Below are 14,274 nucleotides of genomic sequence, written 5' to 3' on the forward strand. Positions count from 1 at the left end.
GGCGCACCACGGCGGCCCTTGTAGGATCGTGGTACCGCGGCTGTGCCGCACAGCGCCCGCGCACGAGCGTTCCGCATGCCATCCACCACCGCCGACCTGACCGACATCCTGCTGCGCCACGCGCCGGCCGACGGCATGCACGCCACGCCGATCGCCGGGCTGCATGTCATGCGCAGCACCGTCGCCACCGACGCCATCCCCACCGTCTACACGCCGATGCTGTGCCTGGTGGCGCAAGGCCGCAAGCGCGCGATGCTGGGAGCGCAGGCCTATCACTATCATCCGCAGATGTACCTGGTGGCGTCGGTGGACCTGCCCATCGTCGGTTCGGTGATCGAGGCCAGCGCCACCCATCCGTACCTGTGCTTCTGCCTGAACCTGGACACGGCGGTGCTCAGCGAGCTGGCGATCCACCATGCCGAACTTGCCGAGCCGCAACGCGACACCGCACGCGCCGGGCTATTGCTCAACCGCAGCACGCCGCAGCTGTACGACACCGCGGTGCGGCTGGCAGGCCTACTCGACCGACCGCAGGAAATCGTTGCGCTGGCCCCGCTGGTCACGCGCGAACTGCTCTATCGCCTGATGGCCGACCCCGCCAATGCGGTGGTGCGCCAGATGGCGATTGCCGACAGCCGCCTCAACCAGATTTCCAAGGCCATCGTGTGGTTGCGCAAGCACTACGCACAGCGTTTCAGCATCGAACAGATCGCCGATCTGTCGGCGATGAGCCGCTCCACCTTCCATGCGCACTTCAAGGCGGTGACCTCGATGACGCCGCTGGAATACCGCTCGCATCTGCGCGTGCACGAGGCGCGCCGGTTGATGGTGGCCGAGGCGCTCACCGCCGCCGACGCGGGGTTTCGGGTGGGCTATGAAAGCGCGTCGCAATTCAGCCGCGACTACGCGCGCATTCTCGGCGAGCCGCCCGCGCGCGATGCGCAACGCTTGCGCGCAAGCGCGCCCGATGCGACAGAAGCGGCGTGAGAATCGCTGCCTGATCTGGCTGCAGTCATCTGCACGCAGACATCGCCTCGTGCGCGACATGGGCGCCGCCCAGGCAGCGATGCCGATGCAGTGAGTAAGTACCGTCGAAAAACGGCAGACCCACCACAGCAGCGTAGTTGCCTAGTCAGTCGGCCTTGTACTGCGCCTCTGTCACCTGCTCGAGCCAGGTCACCGGCGAGCCATCCACCGACTCGGCAATGGCGATATGCGACATCGCCACCGTCGCGTTTGCTCCATGCCAATGCTTGACGCCCGGCGGAATCCACACGATGTCGCCGGGGCGGATCTCCTGCGCCGGCTTGCCCCACTCCTGCACCCGCCCCGCACCGGCGGTGACGATGAGCGTCTGCCCCAGCGGATGGGTATGCCACGCAGTGCGCGCGCCCGGCTCGAAGGTCACCGTGGCACCGCCCACGCGTGCCGGCGCATCGGCCTGAAACGGCGCATCGATACGCACCTTGCCGGTGAAGTAATCGGCCGGGCCCACGGCCGACGCCGCCCCGCCGGCACGGCTCACCTTGATCGGCGCCTGTGGCTGGCTTCCATTCCCCTCGCCACCCGGTGCGGTGGTCGCGGCCATCATCGATAACGACATTGCAGTTGCGAACAGATTCATTGCGGTACTCCTTGAGCGTGGTGAAACAACGTAGCGGTCGCTTGCCGCGCGGCGCGAAGGGCGCCACCCGGGTCGAAGCGGACCAGCCGCTGCTGCGTTATCGCGCAGCCACCGCATCGGCGGGACAGTCGGCTACAGAGCATCGCCCTGCCCTGCATCCGGTGGCCTGCACTGTAGCGTGCATGTGCGCGCGCACTCCCCCTGCAAATCCGCATGCAGCTAGAAACGTAGCGCATCAATGCAACCGCTGCGGGCGAGCCGCCATGGCGTTGAAGTCATCACGCAGCATCGCGCATGATGCTGGCCGCATGAATCGCATGCCTGCAGCAGTCACTGGCAGCAATGGCTCGAGAAAACCTCAACGACCTGCAGGTCTTCGTGACCGTGGCGCGCGAAGGCAGCTTCACCCGCGCCGCCGCGCAACTGGGCGTCTCGCAATCGGCGCTGAGCCATACCGTGCGCGCCCTGGAAACGCGCTTGGGCATCCGCTTGCTGACCCGCACCACGCGCAGCGTCTCGATGACCGAAGCCGGTGCGCGCCTGTTCGAAACGGTGGCGCCGCGGCTGCAGGAGATCGACGACGAGCTGTCCGCGCTGACCGACTTCCGCGACAAGCCGGCCGGCACCATCCGCATCACCACCGCCGGGCACGCCGCCGACGCCTACGTGTGGCCGGCGCTTTCGAAAGTGCTGCCCGACTACCCGGACCTCAGGATCGAAGTCACCGTGGATTACGGTCTGTCCGATATCGTGGCCGAGCGCTACGACATCGGCATCCGCTTGGGCGACCAGGTCGCCAAGGACATGATTGCAGTGCCGATCAGCCCACCGCAGCGCATGGCGGTGGTCGCGGTGCCGGGCTACTTCGTGCATCACACCCTCCCGGCCGCTCCGGCCGATCTGGCGCAGCACAACTGCATCGGCCTGCGCTTGCCAACGCATGGTGGGTTGCTGGCCTGGGAGTTCGAAAAAGCCGGGCGAGAGGTCAAGGTGCGCGTGGATGGGCAGTGGACCTTCAACAGCAGCAGTGCGATGTTGCGCGCGGCGCTGGCCGGCGCGGGTATCGCATATCTGCCGGAATCCATGGTGCTGGAGCACATCGCCGCCGGCCAACTGCGCCGCGTTCTGGAGGACTGGTGCGAGCCATTCGAGGGCTATTACGCCTATTACCCCAGCCGCCGTCAGTCCTCGGCGGCGTTGCGCGTGGTCATCGATGCGCTACGGCAAGGGCTGACCTAGTCGCTCGCGCGTTTGGTAGCAACGTGCTGCGCGCGCTCATGCCTGATCGGTCATGGGCCATCGCGCGCTTCTACGACAGCGCCGCGCTGCGGTCGATTGGAGCGCCGGGGTTAGAGCGGCTAACAAAACGTAGCGAGCAGTCGTCAGGTGGGTGTGGACGGCGCGGAGAAACCGGAGTGTACGGGTGGTACATGCCGATTCCGAGCACCGGCCGCGCCCGCCTGGCGGCTGCACAGTAGTTTTGTTAGCTGCTCTTAGTTACCGACCAGCTTCTGGCGCTCCGGGCTATAGCGCTCGCCGACAATCGCCACCGCATCCAGCGCGTGCTGGATGCGGGCAAGATCCTCGCGGCTCAACATCAATGCAGCGCCGCCCAGATTTTCGTCCAGGCGATGCAGCTTGGTGGTGCCGGGGATCGGCACGATCCACTGCTTGCGCGACAGCAACCACGCCAGCGCCACCTGCGCCGGCGTGACGCCCTTGTCGGCAGCGATCGCCCGGATGCGTTCTACCAGCGCCTGATTGGCCCGACGCGCCTCGGCCGCGAACCGAGGCACCTGATTGCGGAAATCGCCCGCGGAAAATTGGGTGTCGGCCCGGATGGCGCCGGTCAAAAAACCCTTGCCGAGCGGGCTGAACGGCACGAAGCCGATCCCGAGTTCTTCCAGCGTCGGTAACACACTGGTCTCCGGCTCGCGCCACCACAACGAGTATTCGCTCTGCACTGCCGTCACCGGCTGTACCGCATGCGCACGCCGGATGGTGTCGGCACCGGCTTCGGACAGGCCGAAATGCTTCACCTTGCCTTCGGCGATCAAGTCCTTGACCGTGCCGGCCACCTCCTCGATTGGCACCGCAGGGTCCACGCGATGTTGATAGAACAGGTCGATGCGGTCGGTCTTCAGACGCGTCAGGCTGGCCTCGGCCACCGCACGGATCCGTTCGGGACGACTGTCGAGCCCGGCATCGGCATGTCCGTCTTTGAAGCCGAACTTGGTCGCAATCACCAACTGGTCGCGGTGCGAAGCCAGCGCGTCGCCCAGCAGCGCCTCGTTGGCGAAGGGCCCATATGCCTCGGCCGTATCGAAGAAGGTGACGCCGCGCTCCACTGCCGCATGCAGCAAGGCCACGGCCTGTGCGCGCGCAGTCGCCGGCCCGTAGCCATAGCTCAGACCCATGCAACCCAAGCCCAGCGCCGATACCTGCAAGCCGCTGTTTCCCAACTGCCGTAGTTGCATCGTTTACTCCCACAGCAACCGCCGCATCGAATGAGTCGGCTGCGGACGGCAACGCCGCTGCAGCACCGATGCGCCACGATAGTCCTGTACCGCCGGCGCATTGCACAACAGGCCGCGCTAACGCTTATGAGCGCGCTTCATCAACGCACAGCACGCCCGCATCGCATGGGTGGATCTGCGCATGCGACCGCAGACAACGCGCCACCGACTACCGCCATCCATCGCGCAGTCCTGCCGCCGCAGCTAGAACCCGCTCGGCACGTGGCGCTTGCCTACCGTGGTCACCGCCAACGGCTGCGGCCGATACGCACGCAGGAACAGCGCGACCGCACTGGCGACATACGCTTGCTGCGTGCCAGCCGGCGCCTGCAGCAAGTCGCCACGTGGCGTCGCATTGGCCGGTAGCCCGGTCATCAGCCCGAAGAACTGCACCGACGCCTCCGGCAGGTCGTCGATCGCGAGCATGCCCGCGGCCACTTCGTGCGCCAGCAGGGCGTGCATCATGCGGTCGTAGCGCTCGAAGCACAGCATCCACATCTCCTCGCGCATCTGGCTGGGCAATAACGGCGGGCGCACCAGTGCGTACGCGGCATCGTCCAACGCACTGCGGCGTGCCACGCGCAGTAGCGCATTGGCCACGGCAATCAGACGCTGATCCAACGGACCGCGCGCGCGCAGCAGCACATCCCAGTGACTGCGCGGCGCATGCGCCAATGCCTCGAGCGTCGTGCGGAACAGCACCTCCTTGGACGCGAAGTACGCGTACAGCGTGGCCTTGGACACCCGCGCCTGCCCGGCGATGCTGTCCATGCTGGTGCCCTCGAATCCGTCACGCTGAAACAGCGCACGCGCCGCCGCCAGAATCGCGCCGCGCTTGCCGGGTGGCGCATGCGCAAGCGGAGTATCGTCGGCCGGGTTGGCGTCATCCATGCGGCTGGCCCGTCGCGACGCTGGCCACCTCCGGCTCGGCCGTCTGCAACCAGCCGCCACCCATCGCCTTGTAGAACGTCACCAGATTGGTGAAGCGCGACAGCTGGGTGCCGATCAAGGTCTGCTGGGCGCTGTACAGCGAACGCTGCGCATCCAGTGCCTGCAGATAACTGTCGATGCCGCGTTCGAAACGCGCTTGCGACAAGCGATAGCTATCGGCAGTTGCATCGACCAATGCCTGCTGGGCCTGTAATTGCCGGCCCAGCGTGTCGCGTTGCGCAAGCGCGTCGGACACTTCGCGGAACGCGCTCTGGATGGATTTTTCGTAGCGGGCCACCTCGATGTCGCGGTTGGCCTTGGCCATATCCAGATTGGCGCGATTGCGCCCGGCATTGAAGATCGGCAAGGTCAGCGTCGGCACGAAGCTCCAGGCGCGCGTGCCCGAATCGAACAGGTTCGACAGGCTGCTGCTGGATGAGCCCACCGAGCCGGTGAGGCTGATGCTGGGGAAAAATGCCGCGCGCGCTGCACCGATGTTGGCATTGGCCGCACGCAGGTTGCGCTCGGCCTCCAGGATGTCCGGGCGACGCTGCAGCAACTGCGACGACAACCCGGCCGGCACGCTGGCCAGCACATTGCCGTCCATGCTGGCCCCGTCCGGCAATGCGCGCGGCAACAAGGATTCCGGCAACTTCGTGCCGACCAGCAGCACCAGGGCATTGCGATCCTGCGCCACCTGCGCGGTATAGCGCTCCACGTCCACGCGTGCGGTTTCCACCGTGGTTTGCGCCTGACGCAAGGTGAGCTGCGAGGCCACGCCCAACTCGAAACTGCGTTGCTGCAGGCGATAGCTGTCGCTTTGGCTGCTCAAGGTGGACTGCGCCAATTGCAGCGATGCCTGATCGGCAGCCAGGGTCAGATAGGCGGTGGCGACTTCGGCGACCAGGCTGATATGCGTGCTGCGGCGCGCTTCGGCGGTGGACAGAAATTGTTGCAGCGCCTGCTCCTTGAGGCTGCGCACGCGCCCGAACAGATCCAGTTCGTAGGCGCTGATGCCGACGTTGCCGCTGTAGGTGCGGAACACCGCCGGCTGCCCGGGGATGGCCAGTTCGGACGGCGTGCGCGCATTGTTGGAGGTACCGGTGCCATCGATGGCCGGCACCAATGCAGCGCGCTGCACCCGGTATTGCGCACGCGCCACTTCGATATTGAGTGCGGCCACGCGCAGGTCGCGGTTGTTTTGCAACGCCAGCGCGATGACCTGCTGTAACGCGGGGTCGGTGAAGACCTCGCGCCAGCCGATATCGGCCACGTTGCGCGCCTGTTCGGTTTCGGCGGCATCGGGCGTTGTGGTGGAACCGGCACCGGCGAAGTGGTCCGGCACCGGCGCGTCTGGGCGGGTGTAGCGCGGCATCATGGTGCAGCCAGACAGCACGCTGGCCACCGCGATCGCGGCAAGTGTCATGCGAATCGGTGTCATGTCAGTGTCCTGTCGGTTGCGGAGTAGCGGGCGTTGCGGGTTGCGCGCGGCGCTTGAACAACCCGCTGACCAGCACGAAGAACAGCGGTACGAAAAAGATCGCCAGCACCGTGCCGGACAACATGCCGCCGATCACTGCCGTGCCCAGTGCATGCTGCGCACCGGCACCGGCACCGCTGCCGAGCACCAACGGCACCACGCCCAGAATGAAGGCCAGCGATGTCATCAGGATCGGCCGCAAGCGCATGCGCGCCGCTTCCAGCGCCGACTCGATCAGGCTCTTGCCGCCCTCGTGCAGCTCCTTGGCAAACTCCACGATCAGGATCGCGTTTTTCGATGCCAGGCCAATGGTGGTCAACAACCCCACCTGGAAGTACACGTCATTCATTTTCCAGGTGAGGATCGCGCCCAGCAGCGTGCCGAACACGCCCAGCGGCACGACCAGAATCACCGAGAACGGAATCGCCCAGCTTTCGTACAACGCAGCCAGACACAGGAACACGATCAGGATCGACAGGCCGTACAACAGGCCGGTCTGACCGGTAGAGGATTTTTCCTGGCGCGACAATCCGGTCCACTCGAAGCCGATACCGGGCGGCAATTTGGCCGCCGCCGCTTCCACGATCTGCATCGCTTCGCCACTGGATGCCGCGCCGGGCAGCGCCATGCCCAGGATTTCCACCGACGGCACGCTGTTGTAACGCTCCAGCCGCGGCGAACCCGATTGCCAGCTGGCGGTTGCGAAGGCGTTGAACGGCACCATGGTGCCGGCGCTGTTGCGCACGAACCAGCGGTCGACATCCTGCGGGTTCATGCGGTACGGCGCGTCGGCCTGCAGCATCACCTTCTTGACGCGTCCCTTGTCGATGAAGTCGTTGACGTACACGCTGCCCCACGCACTGGAGAAGGTGTTGTTGATGTCGGCGATCGACACCCCCATCGCCTGCGCACGGTGCGGGTCGATCTCCAGCTTGAACTCGGGCGTGTCTTCCTGCCCGTTCGGGCGCACCGCCACCAGGCGCTTGTCCTGCGACAGCTCGGCGAGCAACTGATTGCGCGCCTGCATCAAGGCGGCATGGCCCAGATTTGCGCGGTCCTGCAGCATCAGATCGAAGCCGGTGGCATTGCCCAACTCCGACACCGCCGGCGGCGCAAACGCAAACACCCTGGCATCGCGGATACTGGCGAAAAAAGCGCCAGCCTTGCCGGCCACCTCGGTCACGCTCTGGCCCTTGCCGGTGCGCTCGTCCCACGGCCGCAATTTGACGAAGGCAAACCCCACGTTCTGGCCGGTGCCGGCAAAACTGAAACCGGACACTGCAAACACGCCTGACACCGAATCCTTCTGATCGACCAGGAAGTGATGCTCCACCTGCTTGAGCACCTCGCTGGTGCGCGTATCGCTGGCGCCGGGCGGCAACTGCACCAGCACGAACAACGTGCCCTGGTCCTCGTCCGGCAAAAAGCCCACCGGCAACTTCATGAAACCGACCACCACCAGCGCCAGCAACACCGCATAGGCCAGCATGTAACGCCAGCCCTTGCCCAGCATGTGCCGCACCACGCCTTGATAGCGGCTGTTGCCGCGATCGAACACGCGGTTGAACAAACCGAAAAAGCCGGTGGTGGCCATGCCATGGCCTTTGCGCACCGGCTTGAGCAAGGTGGCGCACAGGGCCGGGGTCAGGATCATCGCCACCAGCACCGACAAGGTCATTGCAGACACAATCGTGATCGAGAACTGGCGATAGATCACCCCGGTGGAGCCGCCGAAGAATGCCATCGGCACGAACACCGCCGCCAGCACCAGCGCCACACCGACCAGCGCACCGGAAATCTGATCCATCGATTTGCGTGTGGCGTCCTTGGGCGACAACTGCTCCTCGCCCATCACGCGCTCGACGTTTTCCACCACCACGATGGCATCGTCCACCAGCAGGCCGATCGCCAGCACCATCGCGAACATGGTCAGCGTATTGATGGTGAAACCGAACGCGGCGAGCACGCCGAAGGTGCCCAGCAACACCACCGGCACCGCAATCGTCGGAATCAAGGTGGCGCGAAAGTTCTGCAAAAACAGATACATCACCAGGAACACCAGCACCACCGCTTCGACCAAGGTGTGCACCACCTGCTCGATGGAGATGCGCACGAACGGCGTGGTGTCGTACGGCTTTTGCACCTTCATGCCCGGCGGGAAGAATTTCTCCTGCTCCTCCAGGCTCTTGTCGATGGCGCGCACCGTGTCCAGCGCATTCGCACCGGTGGCCAGCTTGATCGCCAGACCGGCGGCCGGCTTGCCGTTATAGCGGCCGACCGTGTTGTAGCTTTCTCTGCCAAGTTCGATGCGTGCCACATCGCGCAGCCGCACCTGCGCGCCATCGGCCTGCGTGCGCAGCAGGATGTTCTCGAACTGCTCGGCGGTCTTGAGCCGGGTCTGCGCGATGATGGTGGCATTGAGCTGCTGGTTGGCAACGGCCGGCAACGCGCCGAGCTGGCCGGCCGACACCTGCGCGTTCTGCGCCTGGATGGCGGTGCGCACATCCACAGGGGTGAGATTGAAATTGCTCAGCTTGTCCGGGTCCAGCCAGACGCGCATGGCGTATTGCGAACCGAACAACGTGGTGTCGCCCACGCCTTCGACGCGGCTGATGGTTTCCTGCACGTTGGCTGCCACGTAATCGGACAGGTCCGAGTCGCTCATGCTGCCGTCTTCGGAGGTAAAGGCCAGCACGTTGAGGAAATTGGTGGCCGACTTGGTCACCGTCACACCCTGCTGCTGCACTTCCTGCGGCAGCAACGGCGTGGCCAGCGACAACTTGTTTTGCACCTGCACCTGCGCGGTGTCCGGGTCGGTGCCGTTGTCGAAGGTCAGCGTGATGGTCACCGCACCGCTGGACTCGCTGGTGGAGGCCATGTAGCTGAGATGGTCCAGCCCCTTCATCTTCTGCTCGATGACCTGGGTGACGGTGTCTTCCAGCGTCTGCGCCGAGGCGCCCGGATAGTTGGCGGTAATGGCGACGGCGGGCGGCGCGATGCTGGGGTATTGCGCGATCGGCAAGGTGGCGATGGACAGGATGCCGGCCAGCATCACGATGATGGCCAACACCCACGCGAAGATCGGACGGTCGATGAAAAAACGTGCCATGTCGTGTGATCCGCCTTAATTCGCCGCACGCGGCGTGGTGGGCGCCGATGGCGCGCCCGCAGCGTCGGTGCGCTTTGGTTGCCATGGCACGGTCTTGACCTGGATGCCGTCGCGCGCGCGCGAAGCGCCTTCGACCACCACTTGTTCGCCGGGCTTCAGGCCGCTGCGCACCAGCCACTGGTCGCCGACCTCGCGGTCGGTGTCCAGCACGCGTAGCTGCAGTTTGTGGTCGGCGCCGACCACGAAGACGGTCGGCTTGCCGGCACCATTGCGCGAGACCGCCTGCTGCGGCACCAGCACGCCCTGTTGCTTGACGCCTTCCTGCAGCACCGCGCGCACGTACATGCCAGGCAGCAGATCCGCGTTGGGGTTGGGGAACACCGCGCGGAGGGTGATCGAGCCGGTGTTCTGGTCCACGGTGACATCGGAGAACGCCAGCTGGCCCTGCAACGGATAGCGGCTGCCGTCTTCCAGCAGCAGCGACACTTTGGCCGCGCCCTCGCCGGCCTGTTCCAGGTCGCCGCGCGCCATCGCCTGCTTCAGCCGCAACACCGCCACACTGGGTTGGGTGACGTCGATATAGATCGGGTCCAGCTGCTGGATGGTGGTCAGCGCGTTGGCCTGATTGGCGGTCACCAACGCGCCCGGCGTAACGCTGGAGCGGCCGATGCGGCCGGAGATCGGGGCGTCCAACCGCGCGAACGCCAGGTTGATACGCGCGGTTTCCACGCTGGCCTTGCCGGCGGCCACGTCGGCCTCGGCCTGGCCCAGCGCCGCGGCGGTGTCGTCGCCCTCCTGCTGGCTGATCGCCTTGATCTGCGCCAGCTCGGTGTAGCGCTCGGCCTTGAGCCTGGCGGTGCGCAGGTTGGCCTGCGCCTTGGCCAGGGTGGCCTGGGCGCTGGCATAGCTGGCGCGGTAGGTCGCCGGATCGATCTGGTACAGCGTCTGCCCGGCCTTGACGTCGCCGCCCTCGGTGAACTGGCGCGACTGCACGATGCCGCCCACCTGCGGGCGGATCTCGGCGATCAGGTACGGCACGGTGCGCCCCGGCAGCGCGGTGGTCAGCGGCACCGGCTGCTGCTTGACGGTTAGCACCGCCATCTCGGGCGTGCCCTCTTCCGGCGGTGGTCCGCCCGGCGGGCTGCCGCAGGCGCTGAGCAGGACGGTGGCGGCAACGGCAAACAACGGCAGGCGGTAAGAGGCTTGAGAATGCACGAGAGGATCTCCGAAGATGCGCGATTAAAAATAAAACGGTACGGTTCGGTATCCTAATAAGCTCATCCGTGGGCGTCAAGCATTTCTGCCCAGTAGGTATACTTATGAATTAGCAGGAGGATGGGATGCGGGTCAGAACCGAAGCAAAGCGCGACGCCATCATTCAGGCGGCCAGCGAGGTGTTCCTTGAACTGGGCTTCGAAGGGGCGTCGATGTCGCAGATCGCGGCCCGGGTCGGCGGCTCAAAACGCACGCTGTACGGGTATTTCCCGTCCAAGGAAGAGTTGTTCGTTGCGTTTGCCAAAGACATGTCAGATCGCTACATCGACCCCTTGCTGGATGCGCTGTCGCAGAGCAGCGACCCGGTTGCCGGGACCTTGCAGCGTTTTGGCCAGGACATCCTCAGCTTCCTGTGCAAGCCCGACTCGATCGCCATCTGGCAGACCATCATCGGCGTCTCCGGCCGCTCGGAGGTTGGCGCACTGTTCTTCAATGCCGGCCCGGAAGAAGGCCTGCAGCGCGTTGCCGACTTTCTGCAAGTGAAGATGGACCGTGGCCTGATCCGACGTACCGACCCCTCACTGGCCGCGCATCAACTGGCCGCCCTGCTGGAATCGGAAACGCTGATGCCCTGCCTGTTCGGTGCGCTCAAGGATCCTTCGCCCGAGTATCTACATGGCGCCGTACAGCGCGCGGTGGAGATGTTCCTGGCGGCCTATGCGCTCGATGCAGGCCAGACGCCGTGATCGGCTGCGTTCGCACATGCGTAGGCGGTGTCTCGCGCAAGAGGATGCGTGCAAGCGCGCGCGCACTGCACACGTGTCGGCCTGCGTCGTCGTTCAACGATGGAATCACCGGGCAGTCAACGCGCTATGAAACGACGCCGGCTCCACGCACGCGCTGTTTCAGCCGCGCCCGCCATGACCGACCACATGTCATGCGCGGCAGCGGCGTTGCAGCGTTGGTGACATCGCGCTCAGGCCAGCCTCCGGAAAAGCAGGCGTTCGCCGTCGGATGACCTGCTGTCTCGAAAGCACTGTGCAATCAGCGCGTTGCGGCACTGCGCAGCGGCACGCGGTGTGCAGTCGCTTGGCAGCTGCGAAACTTGGCAGCGCGAACTCGGCATCTGCGGCGCTCAACCAGCGGCGCGCTTCTCACGCCTCACTACCTCAAGACGCATCCTGCAACCGGGGCATCGCGCTCGAAACACGCGTCAAGGCCGCGCGTTCTGCGCAACCTGGCAACCGCTTACTCGGCCACCGCGCACTTGGCGCACAGGCCATGCACTTCCAGCGTCTGCGCCTGCGGCTGGAAACCCAACGCCTTGGCGCGGGCTTCCAGTTGCGCCACCACCTCGCGGTCTTCCAGTTCCACGGCGCTATGGCAGCGGTCGCAGATCAGGAACGGCACCGAGTGCTGGGCGCTGTTGGGGTGGTGACAGGCAACGAAGGCGTTGACCGATTCGAGCTTGTGCACAAAGCCATTGGCCATCAAGAAATCCAGCGCGCGGTACACCGTAGGCGGGGCATCGGCGCCCACGCCCTTGCCTTCGCGCACCCAGTCCAGCAGTTCGTACGCCTTGACCGGTTTGCCGGCATCGGCGATCAGCCGCAGGACGTTGGCGCGGATCGGCGTCAGCCGCAGGCCGCGCTCGCTGCAGGCGCGCTCCACCGCGCGCACGAAGCTGTTGGCATCGTCCACGTGATGATGCGGGGCCGTGCAGGCATGGTCCTGGTCGTGCGGTTGGGTGTGCGTGTGCTTGGTCATACAGGCTCCGGCGTCAGGCCGCTCCAATCTTGATGAGTGCCGCATCGATGCGTTTCAAGGCACCCTCGCGGCCGGCCAGGTACACCGTCTGCGAAATGTCCGGGCTGACCTGGGTGCCGGTGATGGCCACCCGCAGCGGCTGGGCGACCTTGCCCATGCCCAGGTCCAGCGCCGCGGCGGCCTCGTGCAGCGCCGCCGACACGCTTTCCACGCTCCACTCGCTCAGCGCCGCCAGCATCTCGCGCGCCTTACCCAGCGGCACTTCCGCACCCAATTTCAGGTGCTTGATCACCGCCGCTTCGTCGTAGGTTTCCAGCGGCTGGTACCAGACCACGGCCTTTTCGGCCATTTCCTTCAGCGTCTGCACGCGCTCGCGCAGCGCCACCACCACATCGGCAGCGGCCGGGCCGGCGGCGATGTCCAGACCGAGCTTGGCGAGCTGATATTCCAGCTGCGGCGCGATGCTGGCCGGGTCGTCGGTCTTCAGATAATGCTGGTTGACCCAACCGAGCTTGGCCATGTCCAGGCGCGCAGCCTTGGAGTTGACGTCCTTGACGTCGAACAGGTCCAGCAATTCCTGCTGACTGAACAACTCCTGGTCGCCATGCGACCAGCCCAGACGCGCCAGGTAATTGATCAGCGCATGCGGCAGGTAGCCGGCGTCCTTGTACTGCATGACATCGGCCGCGCCGGTGCGCTTGGACAGCTTGGCGCCCTGCTCGTCCAGGATCATCGGCATGTGCGCGAACTTGGGCACCGGCGCGCCCAGCGCTTCATAGATGTTGATCTGGCGCGGGGTGTTGTTGATGTGGTCGTCGCCGCGGATCACCTCCGTGATGCCCATGTCCCAATCGTCCACCACCACCGCAAAGTTGTAGGTGGGGAAGCCGTCCGGGCGGAAGATCACCATGTCGTCGAGCTCGCTGTTGGCGATCTCGATGCGGCCCTTGATCAGGTCGTCGAACACCACCGTGCCGCCGACCGGGTTCTTGAAGCGGATCACCCGGTTGGGGTCGTCGCGGTACGGCAGCTGCTGCTCGCGCGCGGCGCCGTTGTAGCGCGGTTTTTCCTGCCTGGCCATCGCGGCCTCGCGCATGGCGTCGAGCTCTTCGCGGGTTTCGTAGGCGTAATAGGCCTTGCCCTGCGCCAGCAGTTGCTCGGCCACCTCTTGATAGCGGGCGATGCGCTGGGTCTGGTAGATCGGGCCTTCGTCGTAGCCCAGGCCCAACCAGTCCATCGCCTCCAGGATGGCGTCGATGGCCGCCTGGGTGCTGCGTTCGCGGTCGGTATCTTCGATGCGCAGCACGAACTGCCCGCCGCGGTGGCGCGCCTCCAACCAGCAATACAGGGCGGTGCGGGCGCCGCCGATGTGCAGGTAACCGGTGGGGCTGGGAGCAAAGCGGGTGCGGCAGGTCATGGAACGCTCGGCGAAACGGGAGTGTGCCGATTTTACCTTGCGCAGCGTGGCCCTGCCCGGCCGGGTGCGGCGGCGGTGATGTCGGGGGCCGTAGCGGCGCCGCGTTGCGTATCGACGGCGGTGCCGGCACGCCCGTGCCCTTGCCGCGCAACGCCTTCAGCCGCTCGCGTCTGCGCTGCGATCAGAACCTTGAAGATCGACCGCCGGCAGCTGCGC

11 protein-coding genes and 1 other RNA gene are annotated in these 14,274 nt (G+C 65.6%); 3 read left to right on the top strand and 9 right to left on the bottom strand.

Features of this window, described 5'->3' with window-relative positions; genetic code table 11:
• Positions 1-75 precede the first annotated feature (75 nt).
• Positions 76-987 carry an AraC family transcriptional regulator gene (locus ACCQ06_RS15390; RefSeq protein ID WP_228323126.1) on the top strand — a complete coding sequence of 304 codons (912 nt, stop codon included), beginning with the start codon at positions 76-78 and terminating at the stop codon, positions 985-987.
• 145 nt (positions 988-1,132) lie between these two features.
• Here the strand turns inward: ACCQ06_RS15390 and ACCQ06_RS15395 are convergent, their stop codons facing one another.
• Positions 1,133-1,624: a (R)-mandelonitrile lyase gene (locus ACCQ06_RS15395; protein WP_170068700.1), complete on the bottom strand. Its 492-nt coding sequence runs from the start codon at positions 1,622-1,624 to the stop codon at positions 1,133-1,135.
• Between the two features lie 342 nt (positions 1,625-1,966).
• Here ACCQ06_RS15395 and ACCQ06_RS15400 point away from each other — a divergent pair, with 342 nt between their 5' ends.
• A complete protein-coding gene (locus ACCQ06_RS15400; protein WP_316687072.1) occupies positions 1,967-2,863 on the top strand; it encodes a LysR family transcriptional regulator in 897 nt (298 codons plus the stop codon).
• A gap of 117 nt (positions 2,864-2,980) precedes the next feature.
• On the opposite strand, the gene ACCQ06_RS15405 is transcribed toward ACCQ06_RS15400, so the two are convergent.
• The 6 genes from ACCQ06_RS15405 to ACCQ06_RS15430 form a co-directional block, all read right to left on the bottom strand.
• Positions 2,981-3,056: non-coding RNA, sX9 sRNA (locus ACCQ06_RS15405), on the bottom strand.
• 61 nt (positions 3,057-3,117) lie between these two features.
• Positions 3,118-4,101 (bottom strand): aldo/keto reductase, encoded by a 984-nt coding sequence (locus tag ACCQ06_RS15410; protein WP_316687074.1) that lies wholly within the window; start codon positions 4,099-4,101, stop codon positions 3,118-3,120.
• 243 nt (positions 4,102-4,344) lie between these two features.
• A complete protein-coding gene (locus ACCQ06_RS15415; protein ID WP_316687076.1) occupies positions 4,345-5,031 on the bottom strand; it encodes a TetR/AcrR family transcriptional regulator in 687 nt (228 codons plus the stop codon).
• Complete coding sequence (locus tag ACCQ06_RS15420; RefSeq protein WP_316687078.1) at positions 5,024-6,511, bottom strand: efflux transporter outer membrane subunit; 1,488 nt, start codon at positions 6,509-6,511, stop codon at positions 5,024-5,026. Before ACCQ06_RS15420 ends, ACCQ06_RS15415 begins: the two co-directional genes overlap by 8 nt.
• A gap of 1 nt (position 6,512) precedes the next feature.
• On the bottom strand, positions 6,513-9,659 hold the full coding sequence (locus tag ACCQ06_RS15425) for an efflux RND transporter permease subunit (protein ID WP_316687081.1): 3,147 nt from the start codon (positions 9,657-9,659) through the stop codon (positions 6,513-6,515).
• A 15-nt stretch (positions 9,660-9,674) separates the two neighbouring features.
• The gene (locus tag ACCQ06_RS15430) at positions 9,675-10,874 is read right to left on the bottom strand and encodes an efflux RND transporter periplasmic adaptor subunit (RefSeq protein WP_316687083.1); all 1,200 of its coding nucleotides are present in this window, start codon (positions 10,872-10,874) and stop codon (positions 9,675-9,677) included.
• A 125-nt stretch (positions 10,875-10,999) separates the two neighbouring features.
• Between ACCQ06_RS15430 and ACCQ06_RS15435 the strand changes: the two genes are divergently transcribed.
• Positions 11,000-11,620 (top strand): TetR/AcrR family transcriptional regulator, encoded by a 621-nt coding sequence (locus tag ACCQ06_RS15435; RefSeq protein WP_104616813.1) that lies wholly within the window; start codon positions 11,000-11,002, stop codon positions 11,618-11,620.
• Between the two features lie 502 nt (positions 11,621-12,122).
• Here ACCQ06_RS15435 and ACCQ06_RS15440 read toward each other — a convergent pair.
• The gene (locus ACCQ06_RS15440) at positions 12,123-12,641 is read right to left on the bottom strand and encodes a transcriptional repressor (RefSeq protein WP_104616814.1); all 519 of its coding nucleotides are present in this window, start codon (positions 12,639-12,641) and stop codon (positions 12,123-12,125) included.
• 13 nt (positions 12,642-12,654) lie between these two features.
• The gene (gltX, locus tag ACCQ06_RS15445; RefSeq protein ID WP_228323131.1) at positions 12,655-14,058 is read right to left on the bottom strand and encodes a glutamate--tRNA ligase; all 1,404 of its coding nucleotides are present in this window, start codon (positions 14,056-14,058) and stop codon (positions 12,655-12,657) included.
• Positions 14,059-14,274 lie beyond the last annotated feature (216 nt).

Source organism: Xanthomonas sp. NCPPB 4467, assembly GCF_041475665.2.
Lineage (GTDB): Bacteria > Pseudomonadota > Gammaproteobacteria > Xanthomonadales > Xanthomonadaceae > Xanthomonas > Xanthomonas dyei.

Bases quoted from the DNA above. Each gene is read 5' to 3' on its own strand.
- ACCQ06_RS15390 (WP_228323126.1), top strand. From the start codon at position 76: ATGCCATCCACCACCGCCGACCTGACCGACATCCTGCTGCGCCACGCG.
- ACCQ06_RS15395 (WP_170068700.1), bottom strand. From the start codon at position 1,624: ATGAATCTGTTCGCAACTGCAATGTCGTTATCGATGATGGCCGCGACC.
- ACCQ06_RS15400 (WP_316687072.1), top strand. From the start codon at position 1,967: ATGGCTCGAGAAAACCTCAACGACCTGCAGGTCTTCGTGACCGTGGCG.
- ACCQ06_RS15410 (WP_316687074.1), bottom strand. From the start codon at position 4,101: ATGCAACTACGGCAGTTGGGAAACAGCGGCTTGCAGGTATCGGCGCTG.
- ACCQ06_RS15415 (WP_316687076.1), bottom strand. From the start codon at position 5,031: ATGGATGACGCCAACCCGGCCGACGATACTCCGCTTGCGCATGCGCCA.
- ACCQ06_RS15420 (WP_316687078.1), bottom strand. From the start codon at position 6,511: ATGACACCGATTCGCATGACACTTGCCGCGATCGCGGTGGCCAGCGTG.
- ACCQ06_RS15425 (WP_316687081.1), bottom strand. From the start codon at position 9,659: ATGGCACGTTTTTTCATCGACCGTCCGATCTTCGCGTGGGTGTTGGCC.
- ACCQ06_RS15435 (WP_104616813.1), top strand. From the start codon at position 11,000: ATGCGGGTCAGAACCGAAGCAAAGCGCGACGCCATCATTCAGGCGGCC.
- ACCQ06_RS15440 (WP_104616814.1), bottom strand. From the start codon at position 12,641: ATGACCAAGCACACGCACACCCAACCGCACGACCAGGACCATGCCTGC.
- gltX (WP_228323131.1), bottom strand. From the start codon at position 14,058: ATGACCTGCCGCACCCGCTTTGCTCCCAGCCCCACCGGTTACCTGCAC.